General features: G+C 30.8%; 21 protein-coding genes, 2 tRNA genes, 2 rRNA genes and 1 riboswitch. Of the genes, 15 read left to right on the forward strand and 10 right to left on the reverse strand.

The window, feature by feature from the left end; all coding sequences use genetic code 11:
* Positions 1–79: 79 nt before the first annotated feature.
* Positions 80–166, reverse strand: a riboswitch (glycine riboswitch).
* A gap of 89 nt (positions 167–255) precedes the next feature.
* Positions 256–1,362, forward strand: a complete 1,107-nt coding sequence (locus AC5SLO_RS00565; protein WP_494573278.1) for an acetyl-CoA carboxylase carboxyltransferase subunit alpha — start codon at positions 256–258, stop codon at positions 1,360–1,362.
* Here AC5SLO_RS00565 and secA read toward each other — a convergent pair.
* Positions 1,357–3,921 (reverse strand): preprotein translocase subunit SecA, encoded by a 2,565-nt coding sequence (gene secA / locus AC5SLO_RS00570; protein ID WP_494573279.1) that lies wholly within the window; start codon positions 3,919–3,921, stop codon positions 1,357–1,359. The genes AC5SLO_RS00565 and secA overlap by 6 nt on opposite strands.
* Positions 3,922–3,986: 65 nt before the next feature.
* Here secA and argJ point away from each other — a divergent pair, with 65 nt between their 5' ends.
* Positions 3,987–5,288, forward strand: a complete 1,302-nt coding sequence (gene argJ / locus AC5SLO_RS00575; protein WP_494573280.1) for a bifunctional glutamate N-acetyltransferase/amino-acid acetyltransferase ArgJ — start codon at positions 3,987–3,989, stop codon at positions 5,286–5,288.
* A gap of 41 nt (positions 5,289–5,329) precedes the next feature.
* A complete protein-coding gene (locus AC5SLO_RS00580; protein ID WP_494573281.1) occupies positions 5,330–5,758 on the forward strand; it encodes a DUF1178 family protein in 429 nt (142 codons plus the stop codon).
* On the opposite strand, the gene ubiG is transcribed toward AC5SLO_RS00580, so the two are convergent.
* Positions 5,755–6,477: a bifunctional 2-polyprenyl-6-hydroxyphenol methylase/3-demethylubiquinol 3-O-methyltransferase UbiG gene (gene ubiG / locus AC5SLO_RS00585; RefSeq protein WP_494573282.1), complete on the reverse strand. Its 723-nt coding sequence runs from the start codon at positions 6,475–6,477 to the stop codon at positions 5,755–5,757. The genes AC5SLO_RS00580 and ubiG overlap by 4 nt on opposite strands.
* A 67-nt stretch (positions 6,478–6,544) precedes the next feature.
* On the opposite strand from ubiG, the gene AC5SLO_RS00590 reads away from it, so the two are divergent.
* From AC5SLO_RS00590 to AC5SLO_RS00610, 5 genes are read left to right on the forward strand one after another with little or no spacing between them, the layout of a single operon-like run.
* Complete coding sequence (locus tag AC5SLO_RS00590) at positions 6,545–7,756, forward strand: aspartate kinase (protein ID WP_494573283.1); 1,212 nt, start codon at positions 6,545–6,547, stop codon at positions 7,754–7,756.
* A 3-nt stretch (positions 7,757–7,759) separates the two neighbouring features.
* Positions 7,760–8,860 (forward strand): flavodoxin-dependent (E)-4-hydroxy-3-methylbut-2-enyl-diphosphate synthase, encoded by a 1,101-nt coding sequence (ispG, locus tag AC5SLO_RS00595; protein ID WP_494573284.1) that lies wholly within the window; start codon positions 7,760–7,762, stop codon positions 8,858–8,860.
* Complete coding sequence (prfA, locus tag AC5SLO_RS00600; protein WP_494573285.1) at positions 8,860–9,933, forward strand: peptide chain release factor 1; 1,074 nt, start codon at positions 8,860–8,862, stop codon at positions 9,931–9,933. Before ispG ends, prfA begins: the two co-directional genes overlap by 1 nt.
* A gap of 2 nt (positions 9,934–9,935) precedes the next feature.
* A complete protein-coding gene (prmC, locus tag AC5SLO_RS00605; RefSeq protein ID WP_494573286.1) occupies positions 9,936–10,778 on the forward strand; it encodes a peptide chain release factor N(5)-glutamine methyltransferase in 843 nt (280 codons plus the stop codon).
* 15 nt (positions 10,779–10,793) lie between these two features.
* Entirely contained in the window at positions 10,794–11,270 is a 477-nt protein-coding gene (locus AC5SLO_RS00610) for a DUF4167 domain-containing protein (RefSeq protein ID WP_494573287.1), read from the forward strand.
* On the opposite strand, the gene AC5SLO_RS00615 is transcribed toward AC5SLO_RS00610, so the two are convergent.
* On the reverse strand, positions 11,267–12,571 hold the full coding sequence (locus AC5SLO_RS00615; protein ID WP_494573288.1) for a M23 family metallopeptidase: 1,305 nt from the start codon (positions 12,569–12,571) through the stop codon (positions 11,267–11,269). The genes AC5SLO_RS00610 and AC5SLO_RS00615 overlap by 4 nt on opposite strands.
* 330 nt (positions 12,572–12,901) lie before the next feature.
* On the opposite strand from AC5SLO_RS00615, the gene AC5SLO_RS00620 reads away from it, so the two are divergent.
* The 4 genes from AC5SLO_RS00620 to AC5SLO_RS00635 all read left to right on the forward strand — a co-directional run bounded on the left by AC5SLO_RS00620 (position 12,902) and on the right by AC5SLO_RS00635 (position 17,539).
* Positions 12,902–14,376, forward strand: a 16S ribosomal RNA gene (locus AC5SLO_RS00620).
* 98 nt (positions 14,377–14,474) lie between these two features.
* Positions 14,475–14,551, forward strand: a tRNA-Ile gene (locus tag AC5SLO_RS00625).
* Positions 14,552–14,560: 9 nt separating this feature from the next.
* Positions 14,561–14,636 (forward strand) — tRNA-Ala (locus AC5SLO_RS00630).
* Between the two features lie 149 nt (positions 14,637–14,785).
* Positions 14,786–17,539: ribosomal RNA gene (locus AC5SLO_RS00635) — 23S ribosomal RNA — on the forward strand.
* Together the 16S and 23S rRNA genes with 2 tRNA genes alongside form the textbook arrangement of a ribosomal RNA operon.
* Before the next feature lie 115 nt (positions 17,540–17,654).
* Here the strand turns inward: AC5SLO_RS00635 and phnE are convergent.
* The 5 genes from phnE to AC5SLO_RS00660 form a co-directional block, all read right to left on the reverse strand.
* Complete coding sequence (phnE, locus tag AC5SLO_RS00640) at positions 17,655–18,485, reverse strand: phosphonate ABC transporter, permease protein PhnE (RefSeq protein ID WP_494573289.1); 831 nt, start codon at positions 18,483–18,485, stop codon at positions 17,655–17,657.
* 1 nt (position 18,486) lies between these two features.
* A complete protein-coding gene (gene phnC / locus AC5SLO_RS00645; protein WP_494573290.1) occupies positions 18,487–19,206 on the reverse strand; it encodes a phosphonate ABC transporter ATP-binding protein in 720 nt (239 codons plus the stop codon).
* A 2-nt stretch (positions 19,207–19,208) separates the two neighbouring features.
* Positions 19,209–20,063 carry a phosphate/phosphite/phosphonate ABC transporter substrate-binding protein gene (gene phnD, locus AC5SLO_RS00650; RefSeq protein ID WP_494573291.1) on the reverse strand — a complete coding sequence of 285 codons (855 nt, stop codon included), beginning with the start codon at positions 20,061–20,063 and terminating at the stop codon, positions 19,209–19,211.
* A 99-nt stretch (positions 20,064–20,162) separates the two neighbouring features.
* Positions 20,163–21,281 (reverse strand): helix-turn-helix domain-containing protein, encoded by a 1,119-nt coding sequence (locus AC5SLO_RS00655; RefSeq protein ID WP_494573292.1) that lies wholly within the window; start codon positions 21,279–21,281, stop codon positions 20,163–20,165.
* A gap of 1 nt (position 21,282) precedes the next feature.
* Positions 21,283–21,804 carry an adenylyl-sulfate kinase gene (locus AC5SLO_RS00660; RefSeq protein ID WP_494573293.1) on the reverse strand — a complete coding sequence of 174 codons (522 nt, stop codon included), beginning with the start codon at positions 21,802–21,804 and terminating at the stop codon, positions 21,283–21,285.
* A 241-nt stretch (positions 21,805–22,045) separates the two neighbouring features.
* Here AC5SLO_RS00660 and AC5SLO_RS00665 point away from each other — a divergent pair, with 241 nt between their 5' ends.
* The 3 genes from AC5SLO_RS00665 to AC5SLO_RS00675 all read left to right on the forward strand — a co-directional run bounded on the left by AC5SLO_RS00665 (position 22,046) and on the right by AC5SLO_RS00675 (position 24,336).
* On the forward strand, positions 22,046–22,738 hold the full coding sequence (locus tag AC5SLO_RS00665; protein WP_494573294.1) for an N-acetylneuraminate synthase family protein: 693 nt from the start codon (positions 22,046–22,048) through the stop codon (positions 22,736–22,738).
* Positions 22,710–23,435, forward strand: a complete 726-nt coding sequence (locus tag AC5SLO_RS00670) for a formyltransferase family protein (RefSeq protein WP_494573295.1) — start codon at positions 22,710–22,712, stop codon at positions 23,433–23,435. Before AC5SLO_RS00665 ends, AC5SLO_RS00670 begins: the two co-directional genes overlap by 29 nt.
* Before the next feature lie 142 nt (positions 23,436–23,577).
* Positions 23,578–24,336 carry a polysaccharide deacetylase family protein gene (locus AC5SLO_RS00675; RefSeq protein WP_494573296.1) on the forward strand — a complete coding sequence of 253 codons (759 nt, stop codon included), beginning with the start codon at positions 23,578–23,580 and terminating at the stop codon, positions 24,334–24,336.
* Here AC5SLO_RS00675 and AC5SLO_RS00680 read toward each other — a convergent pair.
* Both AC5SLO_RS00680 and AC5SLO_RS00685 read right to left on the reverse strand, forming a co-directional pair.
* Entirely contained in the window at positions 24,333–25,595 is a 1,263-nt protein-coding gene (locus tag AC5SLO_RS00680) for a nucleotide sugar dehydrogenase (RefSeq protein WP_494573297.1), read from the reverse strand. The two genes, AC5SLO_RS00675 and AC5SLO_RS00680, sit on opposite strands and share 4 nt — an antisense overlap.
* Entirely contained in the window at positions 25,592–26,242 is a 651-nt protein-coding gene (locus AC5SLO_RS00685; RefSeq protein WP_494573298.1) for a glycosyltransferase family 2 protein, read from the reverse strand. Before AC5SLO_RS00685 ends, AC5SLO_RS00680 begins: the two co-directional genes overlap by 4 nt.
* Positions 26,243–26,247 lie beyond the last annotated feature (5 nt).

Here is a 26,247-nt window from a genome sequence, read left to right on the forward strand (position 1 = left end):
CCCTTAATAATTACCCCATCTGTATTTTTGCCTGAGAGTTTTGCTCCATCGGCGAGATTTAATCTCTTTCCAGAGTGTTATGTTTTTATCGGTCCTTTTGCCTGAGAGTTTCCGGGGTGGTTGCTCCTTCGGCGCTATTATTATTAGTCTCTCCCGATTTATTTAAGAGTACCTTTAAACAAGATTATGTCAAATATAAATTATTTAAAACATTTTATTGCCTTTTTTGTTAATTAAATATTAATAAAGTTGTTTATGAAAAATTATTTAAACTTTGAAACAGATATAAAAAATCTTGAAAATGAATTGGAAAAACTAAAGGATCCATATAATCAAGATGGGCTATCAGAAGTAGACACAAAAAAAATCTTACAATCACAAAAAGAAATAGATGAAAAGTTACAAGAGATTTATTCAAATCTAGATCCTTGGCAAACAACTTTAGTTGCAAGACATGAAGATAGACCTAAAGCAAAATTTTTTATAGATAATTTATTTGAAGATTTTATTTCATTGTCTGGAGACAGGTTTTATGGGGAAGATAAATCAGTAATAGCTGGGTTTGCAAAGTTTAATGAAAAATCAGTTTTGGTTATTGGACAAGAGAAAGGTGACACTCTTGAAACTAGGATGGAAAGAAACTTTGGAATGATGAGACCTGAGGGTTATAGAAAAACAATTAGATTAATGAATCTGGCAAACAAATTTAATATCCCAATAATTTCATTTGTTGATACTCCTGGGGCTTATCCTGGTGTTGGAGCCGAGGAAAGAGGACAGGCAGAGGCAATCGCAAAATCAATTGAATGTTGTATGTCATTAAATGTTCCAACTTTAGCTGTTGTAATTGGTGAAGGTGGGTCAGGAGGAGCAATAGCACTAGCCTCATCTAACAAAGTTATTATGTTAGAAAATGCAATCTATTCAGTCATATCTCCAGAAGGATGTGCAACCATTTTATGGAGAGATCCAAAGAGAACCTTAGAGGCTGCAAAAGCAATGAAATTATCATCAAAAGATCTCCTTGAGCTAAAGGTAATTGATGAGATCATTGCAGAACCAATTGGTGGTGCCCACCGAGATAGAGATTTAATTTTGGATAACGTTAGAAGGTCAATCACTAATAATTTGAATGAATTTGAGAATATGAGTGGAGAAGAAATTTTTAACCATAGAAAAAATAAATTTTTAAGCATTGGAAGAACAAAGGGCTTTGTAAGTCAACCAGATAATCTAAGTGTACTAAATATGCAAAAAAATAAGCTTAGTAGCTTTATTGAAAAATTTTTTAACGCTAAGATTTTTTTATCAATATTTGTTGCAGCAATTGTTTTGTTTTCTTATTTAGTTTTTTTTCTATAAAGCGCCACAGCAATTTTTAAATTTTTTACCAGTGGCTTCACACTTTTCGTTTCTTGATAGTTTCTGATCTTTTTTTTGTATCAATAAACATTTGGGGTCATTCGAAATTTGCTTCCTAATAGGTTTAATTGTATTTTCACTTGGTTCTTGAACTATTTTTAGATTCATTAAAATTGTAACAAAATCAATTTTTAATTTATTTAGTAAATTTTCAAAAAGATAAAAGGCCTCTTTTTTATATTCAACCAGGGGATCTCTTTGACCATAAGACCTTAGGCCAATTACTTGTCTTAATTGCTCAAGATATTGGATATGAGATTTCCAATTTAAATCAATGCACTGAAGTAAAATTCTTTTTTCAATTTCTTTAGCTTTTTCTTCATTAAGCATATTAATTCTCTCATTTCTAGCTTCGATAAATTTAGAGTCTATCTTTTCCTTAAATTCTTTATCATTTAAATTTACAAGATTTTTAAATTCGTCATCATCTACACTTTTTCCAACTAGAATTTTTAGTTGATTATTGAATTCATTATTTTTAGTTTTTGATATTTTTTGAGTTTTTAAAGAAATAAGATGATTTGTAATCTCTGATAAAAATTCATCAGAATAATCAAAAACTTTTTCATTATTCATCACATTATTTCTTTGAGAAAAAATAACGTGTCTTTGATCATTCAAAACATCATCAAATTTTAATAAGTTTTTTCTTATATCAAAGTTTCTCGCTTCAACTTTTTGTTGTGCACGCTCAAGGGCTTTATTTATCCAGGGATGATCGATACTTTCACCATCTTTTAGCCCAAGTTTTTGAAGAATATTATTCATAGACTCAGAACCAAAAATTCGCATAAGATCATCTTCTAAACTAACATAAAATATTGAGCTACCTTCATCACCTTGTCTCCCAGATCTTCCTCTTGCTTGGTTGTCGACTCTTCTTGACTCCATCCTTTCAGTACCAATTACAAATAGTCCACCAAGTGATTTAATCTTATTTTTATTTTGTAGTAATTCTTCATCAGGCTGACTACCTTTCTTGCCACCCAACTGAATATCAACACCTCTTCCTGAAATACTTGTTGTAATTATAACTGACTTCATTTTTCCAGCATTTGCAATGATTTCAGCTTCATTTTCATGATTTTTTGCATTTAATACTACATGTTTAATTTTTTTTTTATCTAATAGTTTAGAATAGATTTCAGACTTGTTGATGCTTGAAGTGAAAACTAAAATTGGCTGACCTTTTTCATGACATTCTAAAACTTTATCTATAATTGCTTTATTTTTTTCTAATTCAGTTCGAAAAATTTGATCATTCCAATCTTTTCTGATCATTTCTTTATTAGTAGGGATAACAACTACCATTAAATTATATATTTCATAAAATTCTTGAGATTCAGTTGCAGCCGTTCCTGTACATCCAGAAATTTTCTCATAAAGCTTAAAATAGTTTTGATAAGTTATTGATGCAAGGGTTTGATTTTCAGCCTGTACATCTATTCTTTCTTTTGCCTCAAGTGCTTGATGAAGTCCATCACCATATCTTCTTCCTTCTAATATTCTACCTGTCAATTCATCAATGATTTTTAAAGAGTCATCTCTTACAATATAATCTCTTCCTTTTTCAAATAAATGATTAGCCCTCAAAGATTGATTTACATGATGTACGAGACTTAGGTTTTCAGGATCATAGAAATTATTATTTTTTAATATTCCAGCATTTGAAAATATTTTTTCAACATTATTAATTCCTTCATTTGTTAATAATATATTTTTATCTTTTTCATCTATCTCATAATTTTCAGGAGTAAGTTTTTTAACCAATTTATCAATAGCAAGATATTGTTCAGTTTTATCCTCTGCAGCACCTGAAATTACAAGTGGCGTCCTAGCCTCATCAATTAAACAAGAGTCAATTTCATCAACAATTGTATACACATGACCTCTTTGAACCATTTGGTCCTTAGAGAATTTCATATTATCCCTCAAGTAATCAAAGCCAAGCTCGCTATTAGTTGCATAGGTAATATCAAAATTATAATTCTTTTTTCTTTCATGATCATCTTGGTCATTATTAATGTATCCAGATGTTAGCCCAAGAAATTGATAGATTTCCCCCATTTCTTGAGAATCTCTTTTTGCCAAATAGTCATTTACAGTAACAATGTGCACACCTTTACCGTGTAAAGCATTTAGATAAGCTGCCAAACTGATAGTTAATGTTTTTCCTTCTCCAGTTCTCATCTCAGCTATCTTGCCTTCATGAAGAACAATACCCCCTATTATTTGAACATCATAATGCCTTTCATTTCTTGTTCTTTTAGATGCCTCACGCACAAGTGCAAAAGCTTCAGGCAAAAGATCATTTATATCTCTTCCATCACTTAACCGTTTTTTAAGTTCTATTGTTTTTTTAGGAAAGTCTTCATCTGGAATGTCTTTAATCTTGTCTTCAAAAGAATTAACTTTTTCAACAATCTTTGCAACTCTATCAAGCTCTTTTTGATTGCTTGATTTTATGAATTTTGAGATAAAATTTAATGGATTAAGCATCTTATTTTTTGATATATAATTAATTACAGCTTTTAATATAAGTATTAAATAAATATTTTAAATATATGCCATTAAATTTAAAAAACTTTGCAATCTCATTGGCCTCAATGTCAAAAATGCAAGACTTTCAAGATTTAGACCATATAGATGGACTTTCGATTTCAACAATTTGTGCAAATTTATACAACAAACCAAGAGATGATCTTGTTATGTTTTATTTTAGAGATGGAGCAAATTATGCATCTGTTTTCACACAATCTAAAATAATTTCAGAAAACATAAAATGGAACTTAAATATAAAATGTAAAAAAATAAAGTCACTTTTGGTAAACACTAGAAATGCTAATGCATTCACAGGATCTGAAGGTTATAAGGCTTTAAAAGAAATAGCAGAAGAGCTTTCAATACAGCTTTCAAAAAAACAAAATGAAGACGAAGATTTCCCCGAAAAAGTATTGGCAAAGGAGATACTTTTTGGTTGCACTGGCACAATAGGCGAAAGATATCCTACAAAAAAAATAAAAAGCAATATTCCAGAATTAATAAAAAAAATTAGATACACACAGAATAAATCAATTTGGGTAAAAGCAGCCTTAGGAATAATGACAACAGATTTAAAACCAAAGCTCGCAATGGAAGAGTGTAAAATTGGTGATAAAAAAATAAAGATATATGGAATTGCAAAAGGCTCAGGAATGATTTTTCCAAATATGGCTACAACACTAGGCTATATCTTTACAGATGCAGATCTTTCAAATGATATCTTAAGCAAATTGTTAAAAAAAAATATTGATACAACATTTAATGCAATTACATGCGATGGTGATACCAGCACAAACGATATGGTTTCAATATTTTCAACTGGTAGAGTAAAAAATCCAATAGTTAGGAATATTACAGATAAAAAACTTTATAATTTTGATAAAGCTTTACACTCAGTATTATTAAATTTATCCAAAAGAATAGTTGCGGATGGAGAGGGTGCTACTAAATTTATATCAATAAGTGTTTTAAAATCAAAAACTCAGAGTGATGCAAAATCTGTAGCTTTTTCCATTGCAAATTCTAATTTAGTCAAAACCGCTATTGCAGGAGAAGACCCAAACTGGGGAAGAATAATAATGGCAATTGGCAAATCAGGAATTAATTTTGATACAAATAAATTATCAATTAATTTTGGCGATATAAAAGTTGTAGAAAATGGAAAAATTTTTAGCAATTATAATGAAAGTGAAGTTGCAAGCTACATGAAGAGCTCATCAATTGATATATCAATAAACCTGAATTCAGGATCAAAATATTTCACAGCCTATACTATGGATTTAACAAAAAAATATATAGAAATTAATGCTGATTATAGAAGTTAATTTAATATTGAATTAAATAGTTATGTTATTATCTATATAGCATGATCAAATATAAGCTTGTATGTAAAGATTGTGAAATAACTTTTGATAGTTGGTTTTCAACCTCTAAAGAGTATGAAAAACTCAAAAAGAAAAAATTTCTCAATTGTCATATGTGCAACTCACTAAATGTTGAAAAGACTTTGATGTCACCGAATATACTAATGTCAAAAAAAGATATTGGCATTGATACATCAAGCCAAAAATATAAGAATATCAAAAAAACAATAAATAAATATCAAGATTTTATAAAAAAAAATTTTCAATATGTTGGTGAAAATTTTGCTTATGAGGCTAGATCTATCCACTATAAAGATAAAAAATTTTCAAAGGGAATTTATGGCACTGCTACAAAGGAAGATATAAAAGAATTGAGAGAAGAGGGAATAGAAGCCGAGGTAATTCCCTGGATAAAAGAAAATACTAATTAAGTTTTAATAAATTTTGTAATATAATTAACTGAAGTGTCATCACTGACCTTCCAGCTATTATTTAATATATTAAATTGCATACCATCTAATTTTTTTAACAATAGTTTATTTCTTTTTGAAATCTCTGTTAAATCCTCAGGCTTTACAAATTTTTCCCAATCATGTGTCCCTATTGGAAGCCATTTTAAAACATATTCAGCACCAATAATTGCAAAAATATATGATTTTAATGTTTTATTTAATGTAGCAACAAACATTATACCGTTTTTTTTTAATAATTTAGAACTCTCTTTAATAAAAAAATCTATATCATTAACATGTTCAACTATTTCCATATTTAAAATTACATCAAATTTATTTGTAGTTTTTAATTTTTCAGGCGAACTAACTCTATAATCAATTTTAAGTTTATTTTTTTTTGCATGAAATTTAGCGACTTCTATATTTTGTTTCGAAGCATCTATCGCAGTTACATCAGCACCTAATCTTCGCATTGGCTCAGATAACAAGCCACCACCACAACCAATGTCTAACAGTTTAATATTCTTTAAAGGTTTATCTAAGTCTTTAATTTTGAAATCTTTAAGAATATTTTCTTTTATATATTTAATTCTTATAGGATTAAAATTGTGTAAAGGTTTAAATTTTCCATCAGGATTCCACCATTCTTCTGCAATTCTTGAAAATTTTTCTATTTCTTTTTTATTTATTGAATTCATAATAGATGACTTGTGGACATAACAATTAAGATGTATTTTATCAAACAAAAATTAAACAAAATTATCAATGAAAATTGTAGTATTAAAGTTTGGCGGAACGTCTGTTGGAAATATAGATAGAATTAAAAAAGTAGCAAAAATAATTGCTTCATATAAAAGAAAAAAACTTAATGTTATTGTGGTTTCTTCTGCAATGAGCGGAACTACTAATGATCTTATTAGAAAAACAGAAGAATTAAGCAATAATTTTGACTCTGCAGAGTATGATGTTTTACTTTCATCAGGTGAGCAAGCTTCATGTGCATTAATTGCTGGCAGACTTAAACATTTAGGTTTGAAAGCAAGATCATGGATGTCTTGGCAACTTCCAATAATTACTGAAGGTCCTTATAGTGCTTCACGTATAAGTAAAATCAATAAAACTAAAATACTAACTTTTATGAAAACAGGCGGCATTCCTATCATAACTGGTTTTCAGGGAATTAATTTAGATAGTAGAATAACAACACTTGGCAGAGGAGGAACAGATGCTTCAGCCATAATGCTTGCAAAATTCTTCAATGCAGATGCATGTAATATTTATACTGATGTAGATGGTGTATATACAACAGATCCAAGAAATCATTCAAAAGCAAAAAAGATCTCTAAAATTTCATACGATGAGATGTTAGAGATGGCATCACTTGGGGCAAAAGTTATGCAGCCAACTTCAGTACAAGATGCTAAATTGAATAATATAAATTTTTCAGTAAAATCATCTTATGAAAAAAAAAGAGGAACATTAATTACAGGTACTAAAAAAATATTTAGTAATCAAATAATTACAGGAATTACATCTACAAAAAATGATGCAAAGGTTACAATAGTAGGTGTTAAAGATAAACCAGGTGTAGCTGCAGCTGTTTTTAAACCATTATCACTAAATCAAATTAATGTTGATATGGTTGTACAAAATATATCATTAAATGGAAAAGAAACAGATCTAACATTTACCATTAAATCTGAGGATTTGAAAAAGACAGAAAAAATAATTAAAAAAAATAAAAGAATTTCTTTTAGAAAATTCTCATATGATAATAATGTATCGAAGGTTTCCATTGTTGGTGTGGGCATGATTACCACTCCTGGAATTACTTATCGAATGTTTCAAGCATTAGCTTCTAAAAAAATTAATATTATGGTCATTTCAACATCTGAAATTAAGATCTCAGTTTTAATTTCTAATAAACAGATAAAAAAAGCTGTAGCAGTACTTCATAAAGAATTTAAATTAGATTAATTTATGAGCCTTAGACCATTTAGAGATATCCATCGAAAAAAAACTAAAGTTATCAATGTAGGTGACGTTAAGGTTGGCGGAGATAATCCTATATCCGTTCAATCAATGACCAATACTTTAACGACTGATATTAAGGCCACCATAAAACAAATAAATGACATTCATGAAGAGGGAGCGGATCTTGTAAGAGTTTCTTGCCCAGATCAAGAATCTTCAGTGGCACTTAAAGAAATTACCAAACATGTTTCTGTACCCATTATAGCCGACATTCACTTTCATTATAAAAGAGCAATAGAAGCAGCTGAAAATGGAGCAAAATGTTTAAGAATTAATCCAGGAAATATTGGAGACAAATTAAAAATTCACGATGTTTTAAGTGCTGCCAAAAATAATGGCTGTTCCATTCGAATTGGTGTCAATGCCGGATCTCTTGAAAAAGATATTCTAGATAAATATAAAGAACCATGTCCAGAAGCTTTAGTTGAAAGTGCTCAAAGAAATATAAAAATATTAGAAGATCAAGATTTTTTTAATTTTAAGATTAGTGTTAAGTCTTCAGATATCTTTTTATCTATGGCGGCATACCGACAACTCTCAAAAGTTACAGATTATCCTTTGCATTTAGGAATTACCGAAGCAGGTGGATTTGTTTCGGGAAGTATTAAATCATCTATAGGCCTAGGTTCACTTTTATTAGATGGTATAGGAGATACTATAAGGATATCTCTTTCCGATGACCCAGTTAAAGAAATTAAAATAGGCAATGAAATACTTAAATCATTAAATTTGAGAAATAGGGGGGTAAAAATTATTTCTTGTCCATCTTGTGCAAGACAAGCATTTCAAGTAATTGATACAGTCAAAACCTTAGAAGAAAAACTTTCACATATAAAAACTCCTCTAACTTTATCAATTATTGGATGTGTGGTTAATGGACCAGGTGAGGCTGCGATGACTGATATAGGAATAACGGGTGGTGGCAAAGGAAACAATATGCTTTATTTATCTGGCATTCAAAGTGAAAAAGTTTTATCAGAAGATATAATATCAAGAGTTGTTAAAGAAGTTGAAAAAAAAGCTGCTGAACTTGATAAAAAATTATAATGATACCTCTAAAAACAATTGAAGATTTAATCTCTAAACATTCTGCTTTGGAAAAAGAATTGTCAACTGGCGAAGTCGATAAAAAACTATTTGCTGAAAAATCTAAAGAGTACTCTGATTTAAATGATGTAATTGATGATGCTAAAAAATATTTTTCATATGACCGAGAAAGAAAAGATTTAGAAAAAATTCTAGAAGATCCAAGTAGTGATAACGACTTTATAGGAATGGCAGAAAAAGAGTTGAAAGATCTTAAGTTAGAAAATGAAACAATTGAAAAAAAATTAAAATTATTTTTATTACCAAAAGACGAAGCTGATAAAAAAAATGCTATTATAGAAATTAGAGCTGGTACAGGCGGTCTAGAGGCTAGTTTATTTGCTTCAGATCTTTTTAAGATGTACGAAAAAGTTAGTAATAAAAAAAAATGGGAATTAGAATTAATTAGCATGTCTCAGAGTGAAGCAGGAGGTCTTAAAGAAGTTATCGCCTCTATTAGAGGAAAGAATATATACTCAACTCTAAAGTATGAGAGTGGAGTACATCGTGTTCAAAGAGTGCCAGATACAGAAACACAAGGAAGAGTTCATACTTCTGCTGCAACAGTAGCCGTCTTACCAGAAGCTGAAGAAGTTGATGTAAAAATCAATGATTCCGATTTGAGAATTGATGTCTTTAGAGCCGGAGGACCAGGGGGACAATCTGTTAATACAACTGATAGTGCAGTGAGAATAACCCATATTCCAACAGGTTTATCAGTTTCTCAACAGGATGAAAAATCTCAACATAAAAATAAAGCTAAAGGAATGAAAATTTTAAGATCCAGACTTTATGATTTAGAAAGATCAAGAATAGACCAAGAAAGATCGCAGGATAGAAAAAGTAAAATAGGTACTGGAGACAGATCAGAGAGAATTAGAACTTATAATTTTCCTCAAGGAAGGGTTACTGATCATCGTATCAATTTAACACTACATAAACTTGAAGAATTTTTAGAAGGAGAAGCTTTTGATGAAATGATTGAAACTTTAACTCTCCAAGCACAGGAAGAAAAACTAAGCAATCTTACATAGAAATGAATATAGAAAATATCCTAATTGAGGGAACCAATACTTTAAAGCAAAGTGGTGTGTCAAATCCACAGCTAGATTGTGAAATTTTATTATCTAACTCAATTAATAAAGATAAAAGATATATCATCCTAAATCCGAAACAAATTTTAAATGATGGGCAATTAAGTGATTTTAATAGTCTTATTGAAAAAAGAAAAAAAGGAGAACCCATAGCTTATTTGATAAATAAAAAAGAATTTTGGAATAATGAATTTTTTGTAAATAAGGATGTTTTAATTCCAAGACCAGATACAGAATTAATAATTGAAGAAGTATTAAAAATATATTCAAAAAATACTCATCTTCAAGTTTTAGACATAGGTACAGGATCGGGATGTATTTTGTTATCAATATTAAAAGAAAGAAAATATTTCTATGGAACAGGAATAGATATTTCTAAAAAAAGCATAAATGTGAGTAAATTCAATGCAAAAAAGCTAAATTTAGAAAATAGGGCTAAATTTTTTCACTCTAGTGTTGACAATTTCACTATAGGCAAATATGATCTTATTGTTTCAAATCCTCCTTATATTAAATTAGAAAGTTTAAAATATTTGGAAAAAGATATAATTAATTTTGAACCAAAATTAGCTTTGAGTGGTGGATTTGATGGTTTTTCAAAAATCAGAAAAGTTATTAATAAAGCAAACTATCTGATAAAGAAAAATGGTAAATTTATTTTAGAGATAGGTTTTAATCAAAAAAATAAAGTTAAAGAAATATTAAAACAAGAGGGTTTTTATATAAATAAGGCTGTAAGAGACTATGGCAATAATGATCGCTGCATAATCAGCACTAAAATATAAATTAAAAATATAATTATGGTAACATTTAGAAGTAATAATTCAAATAACAACAGAAGACCTCCATTTAGAAATAATAATAACAGAAGACCCTCGTTTAGAAATAACAATGAAGGATCAAAATTTTCTAATAATGATAATTTTCAAAGAAAAGTTCCAGGTAGAAACAATCATAATGCCGTTAAATTAATTGAAAAATACAATGATTTAGCAAGAGAAGCTCTAGCCAATGAAGATAAGATTTTATCTGAAAATTATTTTCAACATGCTGATCACTTTCAAAGAGTTCAAAATGAACAAGAAAGTCTTAGAATGGCAAGAGTAAATTCATCTCCAACAGAGATAATAAAGCCTATTACACCAGCAGATCAGATTGTAAAAGAAGCTAAAATAGATACCCCCATTGTTAAAAAAGATACTCAAGAGACAGAATTAAAAAAGGCTTCAAAAACAATTGAGAAAAAAATCGTAGAAAAAAAATCTGCAGCAGTTTAATTTAAGCCAATAATAAGCTCTGACTTTAGAACATCTAATTTAATTCGTGTAACCTCAAACAATTCTCTATTTTTACTTTTAAGAATTTTTCCAGAAGGTAGCTTTAGTTTTTGTGAATTAATTTTTTTTCCATTTTCTATAACTTCATAATGTAAATGGGGTCCAGTAGACTTTCCTGTTGAGCCAACATAGCCAATTATTTGACCCTGCTTAACTCTGACACCTTCTTTAATCCCTCGTGCAAAATTTTTCATATGAGCATAAATAGTTTCATATGTTGAGTTATGTTTTATTTTTATACAGTTTCCACCACCACCACACCATCTTGCTCTAGTAACGACACCACTTCCTGACGCCATAATAGGTGTGCCCATTGGTGCTGCAAAATCTGTTCCTCTATGCATTTTATTATAACCATCTATTGGATGTTTTCTCATTCCAAAAGAAGAGGAAAGTCTTGCACCATTAATAGGAGTTTTCATTAAAGCTTTTTCAACACTCTTTCCATTTTGATCGTAGTGCCCCTCATTTCCTTTTTTATCAAAATAATATAAAGAATTATTTACTCCACTAAGTTTTAAATCTGCAAAAATAATATTTCCAGTTTCAAACACTTTTCCATTATCATCCTCAAATACTTCATACATAATTTGAAAATTATCATTTTTTCTAATATCTCTTTGAAAATCTACCTGAAAGCCATAGATCCTTGCAAACTCGATTATTATGTTGGGTTGAATATTAAGATCAATAGCAGTTTTATACAAACTTTGTAAAATCTTTCCTTCTTTAAAGATAATTTTTTTATTTAAGTTTGTAATAATTTTTTTTTTGTCAAATTTATCTGTATCTATATTTCTAGTTAACAAAATTTTTTCAGTTCTAGTTACAGGGAATAAAAAAGATGTAATCTTTTTATTATTTGATTGATCAATTGTAAACTTTATATCAAGATTACTTTTTAAATTGCTTAAGTTATAATCTGAACTTAAACTTTTTTTGATATCTAAAATTTCTTTACTTGGAATAGAATAGTTATTTAATATTTTATCAAATGTTTCACCACTAGATACTTTATGATTAATACTTTTATATCTAGGTTTGAGATTATCAAAAATTTGCTTTAAGCTTTTTTGAAAATAAATATTATTTATTACTTCTTTATAATTCTTATAAGTTTCTAATTTTTTATTATTATAAATTGTGGTGCTAAAAATTGTAATGATTATTAATAAAAAGAGTAAGAAAATCTCAGTATTTTTTTTTACTAATTTAATTAATTTATTTAGATTAAATATCATTTGGAATTTCCAATTATTAATTTAGTAATACCAAAAAATCAAAAAAAACGTTGTATTTACTGATGTATTTATTGATTTATTTAAATGCTAAAAGCTTGATTTACTTTTATTTTAGCTTATAAGCAGCACACTTTCTCAGTAAAATTATTGTTTATTCAATAGATTAGTGAGGATTATTGGGCGTTTTAGACCCAATTAGCTATTTAAAAAGTAAAAATTTAAGAAGAGAAGTGTGGACGGTTAAGGTTACCAAAATTTGTCGTACACACTTCAAAATCGTATGGATTGTATTCTTACAATTTATATATGAAGCTAGTGTGCGCCGTTTTTTAACTTGAGAGTTTGATCATGGCTCAGAACGTACGCTGGCGGCACGCCTAACACATGCAAGTCGAACGAAGTAGCAATACTTAGTGGCAGACGGGTGAGTAACATGTGGGTATCTACCCTTTGGCCTGGAATAACACGAGGAAACTTGTGCTAATACCGGATAAGTCTTTACGGAGAAAGCTTTATGCACCATTGGATGAGCCCGCACTTGATTAGTTTGTTGGTAGGGTAATGGCCTACCAAGACTATGATCAATAGCTGATTTGAGAGGATGATCAGCCACATTGGGACTGAGACACGGCCCAAACTCCTACGGGAGGCAGCAGTGGGGAATCTTGCACAATGGAGGAAACTCTGATGCAGCGATGCCGCGTGAGTGAAGAAGGCCCTTGGGTTGTAAAGCTCTTTCGTCGGGGAAGAAAATGACTGTACCCGAATAAGAAGGTCCGGCTAACTTCGTGCCAGCAGCCGCGGTAATACGAAGGGACCTAGCGTAGTTCGGAATTACTGGGCTTAAAGAGTTCGTAGGTGGTTGAAAAAGTTAGTGGTGAAATCCCAGAGCTTAACTCTGGAACTGCCATTAAAACTTTTCAGCTAGAGTATGATAGAGGAAAGCAGAATTTCTAGTGTAGAGGTGAAATTCGTAGATATTAGAAAGAATACCAATTGCGAAGGCAGCTTTCTGGATCATTACTGACACTGAGGAACGAAAGCATGGGTAGCGAAGAGGATTAGATACCCTCGTAGTCCATGCTGTAAACGATGTGTGTTAGACGTTGGAAATTTATTTTCAGTGTCGCAGGGAAACCGATAAACACACCGCCTGGGGAGTACGACCGCAAGGTTAAAACTCAAATGAATTGACGGGGACCCGCACAAGTAGTGGAGCATGTGGTTTAATTCGAAGATACGCGCAGAACCTTACCAACACTTGACATGTTCGTCGCGACTCTAAGAGATTAGAGTTTTCGGTTCGGCCGGACGAAACACAGGTGCTGCATGGCTGTCGTCAGCTCGTGTCGTGAGATGTTGGGTTAAGTCCCGCAACGAGCGCAACCCTCACTTTTAGTTGCCATCATTTAGTTGGGCACTCTGAAAGAACTGCCAGTGATAAGCTGGAGGAAGGTGGGGATGACGTCAAGTCCTCATGGCCCTTACGTGTTGGGCTACACACGTGCTACAATGGCATCTACAACAGGAAGCAAAACGGCAACGTTAAGCAAATCCCGAAAAGATGCCTCAGTTCGGATTGCACTCTGCAACTCGAGTGCATGAAGCTGGAATTACTAGTAATCGTGGATCAGCGTGCCACGGTGAATGCGTTCCCGGGTCTTGTACACACCGCCCGTCACACCATGGGAGTTGGTTCTACCTTAAGGCAAGGTTTCAAACCCTTGACCACGGTATAGTCAGCGACTGGGGTGAAGTCGTAACAAGGTAGCCGTAGGGGAACCTGCGGCTGGATTACCTCCTTTCTAAGGATGAGTGAAAGTAAAATTTCACTCTAAATAATATACATCGGTAATGTTGACCGTCCTCATTTCTCTTCTTAAAGTAATGTTTCCTTCTTGTAGGGCCGGTAGCTCAGTTGGTTAGAGCACACCCTTGATAAGGGTGGGGTCGAAAGTTCGAGTCTTTCTCGGCCCACCATACTTAACTGGGGGATTAGCTCAGCTGGGAGAGCGCCTGATTTGCATTCAGGAGGTCAGCGGTTCGATCCCGCTATCCTCCACCAGGAAACATTTAGCTATTAAAACTGTAAATAAAAATAATTTATATCAATATCTATATCCGAACATTAAAAGTTATTATTTAATGTTCAAAATAAAAATTTGATCACAACATAGATAAATTTTCTGTTAAAAGAATTTTTTTCTGTGCATAAATCAAGCGTTTAAGGGCGTGTAGTGGATGCCTTGGCACTGAAAGCCGATGAAGGACGTGATATACTGCGATAAGTTTCGGGGAGCTGTATGTAAGCTTTGATCCGAAAATTTCCGAATGGGGAAACCCACCACTTTATGTGGTACTTTAAACTGAATACATAGGTTTAAAGAGACAACCTGGAGAACTGAAACATCTAAGTAACCAGAGGAAAAGAAATCAATTGAGATTCCGTTAGTAGTGGCGAGCGAACGCGGAGTAGGCCAGTAGTTTTGTTAGAAAAATTTGAATAGTTTGGAAATGCTAACCATAGAGGGTGATAGTCCCGTATGAGTAATGTCTAACAAGATTCTTGAGTAAAGCGGGACACGAGAAATCCTGCTCGAATATAGGGGGACCACCCTCTAAGCCTAAATACTCTTCAGTGACCGATAGTGAACTAGTACCGTGAGGGAAAGGTGAAAAGAACCCCTATTAGGGGAGTGAAATAGAACCTGAAACTGCATGCCTACAATCAGTCCGAGCCCTTTTTAGGGTGAGGGCGTACCTTTTGTATAATGGGTCAGTGACTTAATTTATTAAGCAAGCTTAAGCCATCTAGGTGTAGGCGCAGCGAAAGCAAGTCTTAATAGGGCGATTAGTTTAATGAATTAGACCCGAAAACGAATGAGCTTACCATGAGCAGGTTGAAAGTTGGGTAACACCAACCGGAGGACCGAACCAGTTGACGTTGAAAAGTCTTTGGATGACTTGTGGTAAGGGGTGAAAGGCCAACCAAATTCGTAGATAGCTGGTTTTCCGCGAAAACTATTTAGGTAGTGCGTCGAATAAATAGATGTTTAGAGGTAGAGCACTAAATGGGCTAGGGGGAAGAGATTCTTACCAAACCTAATAAAACTCCGAATGCTAGACATTGTTCTTCGGCAGACAGACTGTGGGTGCTAAGGTCCATGGTCGAGAGGGAAAGAGCCCAGACCACCAGATAAGGTCCCAAAATCATGATTAAGTGTGAAAGGATGTGGAAATTCCTTAACAGCCGGGAGGTTGGCTTAGAAGCAGCCATCCTTTAAAGATAGCGTAACAGCTCACCGGTCTAATAGAGTTTCTGCGCCGAAGATGTAACGGGGCTAAAATCATGTACCGAATCTGTGGCTTTGCAAAGTTTTCGAACTTTGTAAGGGGTAGCGGAACGTTCTGTAAGCCTGTGAAGGGATACCCGTGAGGGATCCTGGAGGTATCAGAAGTGCGAATGCTGACATAAGTAACGATAAACGAAGTGAAAAACTTCGTCGCCGAAAATCTAAGGGTTTCTATGCAAGGTTAATCCGCGTAGAGTTAGTCGGCACCTAAGGCGAGGGCGAAAGCCGTAGTCGATGGAAACAAGGTTAATATTCCTTGACCTGATGGTAGTGACGGATTTCGTAAGTTGTGAGTTCTTAATGGATTGAACTTGCCGCGAAGAGGTCCCAAGAAATAGCTCCATCATGAAGACCGTACCCGAAACCGACACAGGTAGATTAATAGAGTATATTTAGGCGCTTGAGAGAATGATGTTGAAGGAACTCGGCAAAATGCTTCCGTAACTTCGGGATAAGGAAGACCCTTTTGTAGGCAACTATAGAAGGGTGGCACAAGCCAGGGAGAAGCGACTGTTTATCAAAAACACAGGGCTCTGCTAACACGTAAGTGGATGTATAGGGTCTGACGCCTGCCCGGTGCTGGAAGGTTAATGCGGTTGGTGCAAGCTAACTTCTGAAGCCCCAGTAAACGGCGGCCGTAACTATAACGGTCCTAAGGTAGCGAAATTCCTTGTCGGGTAAGTTCCGACCTGCATGAATGGCGTAACGATTTCTCCGCTGTCTCCAACATCAACTCAGTGAAATTGAATTCTCCGTGAAGATGCGGAGTTCGCGTAGTTAGACGGAAAGACCCCGTGCACCTTTACTGCAACTTTACATTGGTGTTAGGAAAAACATATTTAGCATAGGAGGGAGACTTTGAAGCAAAAGCGTCAGCTTTTGTGGAGTCACCAGTGAAATACCTCTTTTGTTTTTCTTGACATCTAACCGCTAGCCGTCATCCGGCAGCGAGACATTGTATGGTGGGTAGTTTGACTGGGGCGGTCGCCTCCCAAATAGTAACGGAGGCGTGCGAAGGTAGGCTCAGAACGGTCAGAAATCGTTCGTAGAGTGCAATGGCATAAGCCTGCCTGACTGTGAGACTGACAAGTCGAGCAGAGACGAAAGTCGGTCATAGTGATCCGGTGCTTCTGAGTGGAAGGGGCATCGCTCAACGGATAAAAGGTACGCCGGGGATAACAGGCTGATACTGCCCAAGAGCTCATATCGACGGCAGTGTTTGGCACCTCGATGTCGGCTCATCACATCCTGGGGCTGGAGCAGGTCCCAAGGGTTTGGCTGTTCGCCAATTAAAGTGGTACGTGAGCTGGGTTCAGAACGTCGTGAGACAGTTCGGTCCCTATCTGCTATGCGTGTAGAAGAATTGAGAGGAGTTGACCCTAGTACGAGAGGACCGGGTTGAACATACCACTGGTGGACCTGTTGTGGCGCCAGCCGCAGTGCAGGGTAGCTAAGTATGGAAGAGATAACTGCTGAAAGCATCTAAGCGGGAAACTCACCTCAAAACTAGTTCTTCCTATAGAGCCGTGGTAGACCACCACGTTGATAGGCTGGATGTGGAAGCGCAGTAATGCGTGTAGCTGACCAGTACTAATAGCTCAATTGGCTTGATTTATGCACTGAAAAAATTTTTGAAAGTAATTAGAAAAGTAATTGATATTTTATTTTATAACCCTCCAATAAACTAAAATATTGGGGGGTTTTTTTTAATAAAACTAATTAGCAAAATTCTATTTAATTTTAGACCTTATATATGAAGATAAATTATCGATTAAAAAAATTGTAATAAATATTATTATTATTATTGCAGACACTTTTGGGTACTCGAACATTCTAAAAGCAGATTGAAGTTCATAACCAATTCCTCCAGCACCTACAATACCTAGCATTGTTGCCATTCTTATATTTCTATCCAATATATATAAATTGTTTGCTACAAAAGATGGAATAATTTGAGGTATTACAGCAAACGAAATTATTTGTCTTTTTGATGCTCCAGATGATCTTAAAGCTTCAATTGGCCCTTTATTAATGTGCTCTATATCTTCAGCATAGAATTTTGCTAAAAATCCCATAGTATGGATTCCAAGGGCAAGAACACCCGGCATGGCTCCAAAGCCTATGGCAATAACTAAAATCATTGCAATTATAAATTCTGGTATAGCTCTAAAGAAAACCGTGATTGTTCTAGCAAGAAAGAAAATTACTATATTTGGTGCTATATTTTTTGCAGAAAGTAAAGCAAGTGGTATTGATAAAACTATTGCAATAAAAGTACCAAGTATTGCAATTTCAATTGTTTCAATCATCGAATAAACTAATTCATTAAAATTCGAAAAATCTGGTGGTAACATTCTAGAAATTATATCAGCAAAATACTTATAAGAATCTGAGAAAAGATTGATAAAGTTAATTTCAAGATCAATAGTTACTCCAGTAAGTAGTACAATAGTTGAAATTATAAAAATAACTGTTTTCCAGGACCATTGAGGTCTTAAGTATTTTTCTAAATTTTCTTTTTGATTATTTTGGGTAAGTTTAAATATATTTTTATTGTCCATATTAGCTATATAATTTATTAATATTTTTCTCTAAATATTTAGCTTCTTGATCAAAAACTATTAAACCATCGGATAATCCAATTACTCTATCTGAAAACTCCATAGCTAAGTTCGTTTGATGTAAATTACACAAAATAGTTATATTAAAATCTTTATTTATTTTTTTTAATAATTTCATAGTAGACAGCGCTGCTTTAGGATCAAGACTGGCTACAGGCTCATCAGCTAGTAATAAAATTGGCTTCCTGATAATTGCTCTAGCTATTCCAATTCTTTGCCTTTGCCCTCCAGATAACTCATCAACTCTACTGTAACTTTTTTCTAATAGTCCCACTGTTTTTAACGATTGAAGAGCCTCTAGTTTTTGTTCTTTAGAAAATAAATAGAACATTGAAAGAAACTTGCTACTAGAATTCAGCAGTCCAGTTAAAACATTATTTATTGATGAAAGATTATTAACTAAATTAAACTCTTGAAATATCATGCCCGTTTTTCTTTGAACTTCTGGCAAATTTTCTTTTGTAATTTTATTATTATTAAAAATAACTTCACCATTTTCAATGGGCTCTAAGCCATTAATACTTCTAAGTAGTGTGGTTTTTCCAGACCCACTTGGTCCTAAAATTGAAATAAATTCTCCTCTTTTAACTTTAAAACTCACACCTTTCAAAGCGTGAGTTCCATTATTAAAGTTTTTTCTCAGATTGTTTATCTCTAACATTTTTATGACTTATTTTTTTTCAAAAGCTTAGCTACATCTCTCAATACATTATAATCAGAATCTTTAACTTCAATATAATGAGACATCTCTCCACCATAACCACCTATTGAGCCATGTTTATGAGCTTCCAGTACTGCTTTTTTAATTTTATTTCTATCTTCTAATGGAATATTTTTAGAGTAAGCTAATGGCGGAGGTGGAACTGAGCTAGATTTATGTATTATTCTAACTTGATCCATAGAGAATGTTTTATCCTTTAATCTAGCTTCAAAGTTTCTAGAGCTCATGCCACAAACATCAGCTTGTTCGTTCAGTACTGATAACAGGCAAGCATCGTGGCTTCCTGCATAATAAACTTTTTTAAAATGATCTTTATTAGTAGTAGATAAATCTATTTTAGCTAATTCAACTTGTGGAATTAAATCACCACTTGTAGAGCCAATAGTATTTAATGCTAAAATTTTTTCTTTAACATCTTCAAATTTTTTTAATTTACTTTCTTTTTTTACAACAAAATACGCATAATAATTTGCATTAGTTTCGCCAGGTCTTACACCAGCAGCAAATGCTTCTGCATTAGCAATTTCAGCAGCTTTGATGTAGGTCTTACCGCCGTACCAAGCTATATGGGCTCTACCAGCTCTCATCGCTTCTACTGCAGCGTTATAATCAGTAACTTTGATAGTTTCAATTTTAAAACCTGTAAGTTTTTCTGTGATAGAAATTAAGCTAGTATAATCACTTTCGTCACCTTTTTCACTCGCAGGCACAAAAACCATCTTATAAGTTTTTTCTTTAGCTTGAGTGCTGAATGACATCAATGCTATGAAAATTATTAATATTGCTTTTTTTAACATAATTATCATTTTGTTATCATTATAGTTGTTCGCTTACAAGTTAATTAATAATACGCAAAAAAGCGCATGTCAATTAAAGAAATATTAAAGTTTTATGAATTATTTATTAAACTCTACCAAAGCTTTTTTGTAGTCTTCAACAGTATCAATTTCTTTCCAGCCTTTTTTAATGACAACACAATGTATCTTTATACCAATATCAACAAGCTCTTGTATCATATCAGTCAAATAAGCTTTTTGAAAAATTTTTGCTCTTTGGAATGGTTTGTTCCAGAAAAATTTCTTAACTCTATAAAAATTTTCTTTGAATATTTTACAACCACGGTGGTTAAGTTTAATCATACCAATAAACTCCCCATGAACCTCTTCTTTCTCAGTGGCTATTTTACCTATTTTTACAACTTCATTATTTGAATTAAAAATAACGTTTTCAGCTTCTGATAATGGATGTTCCTTTCTATCTATGTAATAATCTTTCCAATCTATATCAACAACCACAGATATATCATGATCTGAATCAAGTGCTCTTTGAACTATAAATGGTTCAAACAAGATATCGGAATAAGAAATTATAATATTACCATTAATTTCTTCTTCTGCATAAAAGATTGAATTTAAGATATTATTATTTTTATAGTCATCATTATCAAAATACTTAATATCTTTGTAATTAATCTTATTCTTTTTAAATCCTCGTACCAATGAAATATCAACAATTCCGCACTTTCTATACGCTGTTAATTGTCTTTGTAATAATGTTTTGCCACCAAAGTCCAGCATACACTTAGGTAAATTTTCTGTATGATTTTTAAGTCTACTACCTAGTCCCGCAGCAACAATTAAAGATTTAGTTTTTGATTTATTAATTGATAATTCTAATTGATTAATTTCATCAATGCTTAAATTATTATTTTTGGCCGCTCTGATTAAAGAAACTATATTTGGATTTTTTTCTATATAGTCAATTATATCTGGTGCCAACCCTTTTTTTGAGTTGCCTGCTAAATCATTTAATAAATCTAATTCAGCTTTTAAAATTAAGGATATCTTTTTTATAACTGTTATTTTTGGTGCGGTCCGTTTATTTTTCTCTATGTCGTTAAGATAAGATGCTGCTATGCCTATTTTTTGAGCTAGCTCTCTTTGACCAATATCGTTTTTAATTCTAAGCTCCCGGATATAAGATCCAAAAGTTTTGTTCTGATTATTTTTTTTCATTTTATAATTTATTAATCTTACTTATTAGTGATTTTGCCATTTTATTAGTAGTAGAATTGAATTTATTTAGTATAGTTATGTCAGGGTTTTTAGGGTATTCAGCTTTAATTTCAATACCTGTGAATTTTCCAGGATTTTTTTTATTATAAATTTTTTTTTTACCAATTCTTAAGATAGTTTTTATGTTACTTTTGATATAAATTTCGACATAATTGTCGATGTTTAGTCTATTCCATTTTCTACAATCATCAAACATTCCAACCACAGCAAATATAACATTAATTTTTTGGTGTGTCATATGTCTAGCAAACTGACAGTATTTTTTAGTAATCTTTAATCTATCATCGTAGTCAAAACCTTTTAACTTAAAAATTTTTCTAATATCATCCCCACTTATCATGATTGTAGGGCCATATATTTTTCTAATCTCTTTTATAATTTTTCTTCCTAGTGTAGTTTTACCAGATCCTGATAAACCAGTTATCCAAAACAAAATACCTTTTTTTTTATTTTTTATTTTCATATTTATCTTTCAAATATATAATTAGTTATTTAATCAAGTAAACTTTTATAAATAAACGTGCGTTTAAATTTTGATGAAAACCAATTGAATTAGAGGTAAGAACACTCAATACCTAAAAATATCTATAAAAAATTTTACTTATATTCGTCATTTGTAGTTAATTTTTTTAAATTGTTAATCATTTTTATATGTTTATATTAAATTTCAAACTACATATAATAAATTAAATACAAAAATAATTATGATATTTATTGCTGAAATAGGATTAAATTATAACGGTAATTTTTCACTATGCTATGAATTGATAAAGCAAGCCAAACATTCTGGTGCTGATATTGTTAAATTTCAACTGGGGTGGAGAGATGGCCATAATGAAATTAATCAGCTAGATCAGGAAAGACTCGAAACTTTACATCAATGGGCAAAACTTTTTGATGTTGATATTATGTTTTCAATTTTTAATGAAAAATCACTAAAATTAATTCAAAATTTTAGTCCAAAATTTATTAAAGTTGCCTCAAGAACCCTAAAAGAAAACTTTTCATTAGTTGAAAAAATAATCAATATGAATGCTAAGTTTTTTATTTCACTGGGAATGTGGGAAAATAAAGAAAAATTACCATTTTTAAATAATAAAAATATTAAATATTTATGGTGTAAATCTAAATACCCAACATTTAATGAAGATTTAAAAAGTGTTTTTTTAAAAGAATTTCGTGAAAATCACATAATAGGCTATAGCGATCACTCAGTTGGTATTGAAATGGCTTTGCTGTCAATAGCAAGAGGTTCTAAAATAGTTGAGAAACATTTTACTTTAGATAAATCAAACACAACAATTCGAGATCACACATTGTCAGCAACACCAGAAGAGTTTCGAAATTTAGTAAATTTAGGTAGAGACCTTGAAAAAAAAATTAGCGCTGGCATCTAAAAAAAAATTAGTAATTCTTTTTACAACAAAGACCACTCATCATTTAGCTTTAATAAATGAAATAGCTAAATTTAAAAATATTGAATTTAACATTTTTTACATAAAAGAAAAAAAAATAAAAAAAACAAATTTTCTTAAAAAAATTGACAAATTTGAAAAAAAATTTTTTTCACAAAATAATATAGACATGAACTTAAGCAAAATATATCACATAGATAATCTTAATTCAAAAAAAACAATTTCAATAATTAAAAAGAAAAAACCTAATGTTGGTATTTTATTTGGTACAAAAAAAGTCAGTCTTGAGTTTATAAATATTTTTGGCAAAAATTTAATAAATATACACAGAGGAATTATGGAAAAATATAGAGGCTTAGATTCAGAATATTGGGCTTGTTTTAATAAAGATTTTAAATCAATAGGAACTACAATTCATGTTGTCGATACTTTTTTAGATAAAGGAAAAATAATTTTACAAAAAAAAATTAAACTTAATAAACTAACTAAATGTTATAAACTAAGATATTTAACTACAATGATAGCTATTGAAAATATTAATAAAATAATAAAAAAAATTCTAATTGGTAATGTTATTTATAAAAAAAAACAAAATATAGGAAAATATTATTCATCAATTTCAAAAAATTATTTAAATAAAGGTTGTAATTATCTTCATCAATACTGTAAAAACTTATAATATTTCAATATGAAAATCCTATGTTATCACGGTATCATTAATAAAAAAAAAAAGTGCTGCAAATTTTGCTTTAAAACATATTGAAAAAAAAACTTTTATAAAACAGATAAAATATTTAAAAAAAAACACCAATATTATTTCAATGGATGAAGTTTGTTATAATATCTCAAATAAAATTAAATTTAAAAAAAATTCTGTATGTATTACGTTTGATGATGGATTTGAAAATAACTTTAAGATTGCTTGTCCTATTTTAAAAAAATATAAAATACCAACTATTTTTTATCTTTGCCCCAAAATTATCTCAAAAAAATATTTTTTTTGGGTGGATATTATTGAGATATGTTTATTAAATACAAAACAAAAGTTAATCACTATTGGTAAAAATAATAAATATATTTTAAACAATATTAAAAATAGAAAAAAAGCAGTCACAAAAATAAAAAAATATTGTAAATCAATTGATGACAGTAAAAAAAATAAAGTAATTAAATCAATAATAGCTCAATCAAAAGTTAATTATAAAAGTTACATTAATCAAGATATTTATAAACCAGCCTCATGGTCTCAAATTAAAAAAGTGTTGAATTCAAACCTATTTCAAATTGGAGGACATTCACTTCTGCATTCTTTATTAACAAAAAAATCAAAAACTCAAATGACTAAAGATATTAAAGAGACTATAAATATTATTAAAAAAAAAACTAATATAAGAGTAAAATATTTTTCTTATCCAGAGGGAAGATTTAATAAATCAATAATAAATGCTATGAAAAATAATAAAATTTTGAGTTCACCAATAGCAACCAGTGGAACAAATTCTGTGAATACAAATCTTTTTAAATTAAAAAGATATATGGTTGGTTTCTCTGGTACTAAATTTCCCTTTAGTATAAGTTAATTTTTTTTAAGTAAATTTTTTACATCATATAAAACATGATTTTTTTTTAATAATTTTTGGATTTTCTTTAATCCCATTTTCACAAAAAAATCATGTTTAACTGCTATGATTACTACTTCATACTTTTTATTAGGTATTTTGTTTAAGAAATTAAATTTATAATTTTCAAAATCATTTCCCTTTAAATATGGATCAAACATATCCACATTTTTAAATTTATGAGAAATTTTTTCACACAACTCTAAAGATTTTGAATTTCTTGTGTCATTACAGTTTTCCTTAAAAGTTGCACCTAATATCAAAAATTTTAAGTTATTGAATTTGATTTTTTTCTCTTTTAGATTTTTAATAATTCTTTCTAGAATGTATTCTGGCATACCATCATTTACTTTTCTTCCAGCTAAAATTATTTTAGGATTTAATCCTATTTTTTTTGCTTTATATGTTAGATAGTATGGATCTACCCCTATACAATGGCCCCCAACTAACCCTGGTGAAAAATTTAAAAAATTCCATTTCGTCTTTGCGGCACTAAGTACTTCGTATATGTTAATTTCTAATTTATCAAAAATTTGTGTTAATTCATTCATTAACGCAATATTTAAGTCTCTTTGTGTGTTTTCAATAATTTTTGCGGCTTCTGCAATTTTTATTGAATTCACAGAATAAATTTTTGGTTTAATAATGCTTTGATATATTCTTTTTATCTCTTTAAGACCAAATTTATTGGACGCACTTACTATTTTTGTTATTTTTTTTAGTGTATGCACTTTATCTCCTGGATTAATCCTTTCAGGGCTATAACCCAATATGAAATCACGATTAACTTTTAATTTTGATATTTTTTCAATTAAAGGAAGACAAATCTCTTCAGTTGTTCCAGGGTATACAGTTGATTCATAAATTATTATAGATTTTTTTTTTATGTATTTGGCTGCAATTATAGTTGCATGAATTAATGATTTTAGATCTGGAGTTTTGTTTTTTTTTAATGGTGTTGGAACTGTAATTATAAAAACTTCATAATTATTTAAATCTTCTTTTTTGTTAGAAAATTCTATAAATTTAGATTTTACAAAATCTTTTTTTGATATTTCTAAATTACGATCATACTTTTTTTTTAATTCATCAATTCTTTTTTTATTTAAATCATAACCTAAAACATGATATCTTTCTCCAAAAGCTATTGCCAGTGGTAACCCTACATATCCAAGTCCAATTACTGCAATTTTTTTTTTTAAAGCTTTGCTCCTAGTCATCGTTTTAATCTTAAGATTTTTTCATATTTTTTAACAGAACTTTTATTTTTAGTTCTGTTTGTTTTGTGATCTCTGTATTTATATAAAGGTATTTCTAAATGCCCTAATTTGAATTTTTTTAAAAATCTTTTTAATAAATCATGCCCTTCTCTCATTTTAAATTTTTCATCATATAAACCAAGATCAAATAAACACTCTCTCCTAAACATTACACCACATGCAATATAATTATTTTGAGCATTATATCTTTTTAAAATTTCTTCATTTTCATTCACTTTAATGTAATCACAATTTACAGCTTGATAATGTCTGTTGTAATCTAAAAAAAATTTCATCATAAATAAACTGTATCTTTGAATATAATCATCAGAGTCTACTCGCATCAAATATCTCCCAGAAGATTTTTTCATTGCAAGGTTAATGGATTTTGGCAATCCAAGGTTTTTTTTATTTCTGATAATTTTTAAGTTAGGAAAATGCTTATATTGCTTTATAACTTTTTGAGTTTTGTCTTTACTGCAATCGTCGACTAAAATTACTTCAAAACTTCTTTTATCAACTAGTTTTTGATTTAAAACACTTCTTAAGCACCTCTCTATCCATTTATCATGTTTATAAGAACATATTATTATAGAAATATCGTACATAATAA

The organism is Candidatus Pelagibacter sp. PS_44, assembly GCF_059417735.1.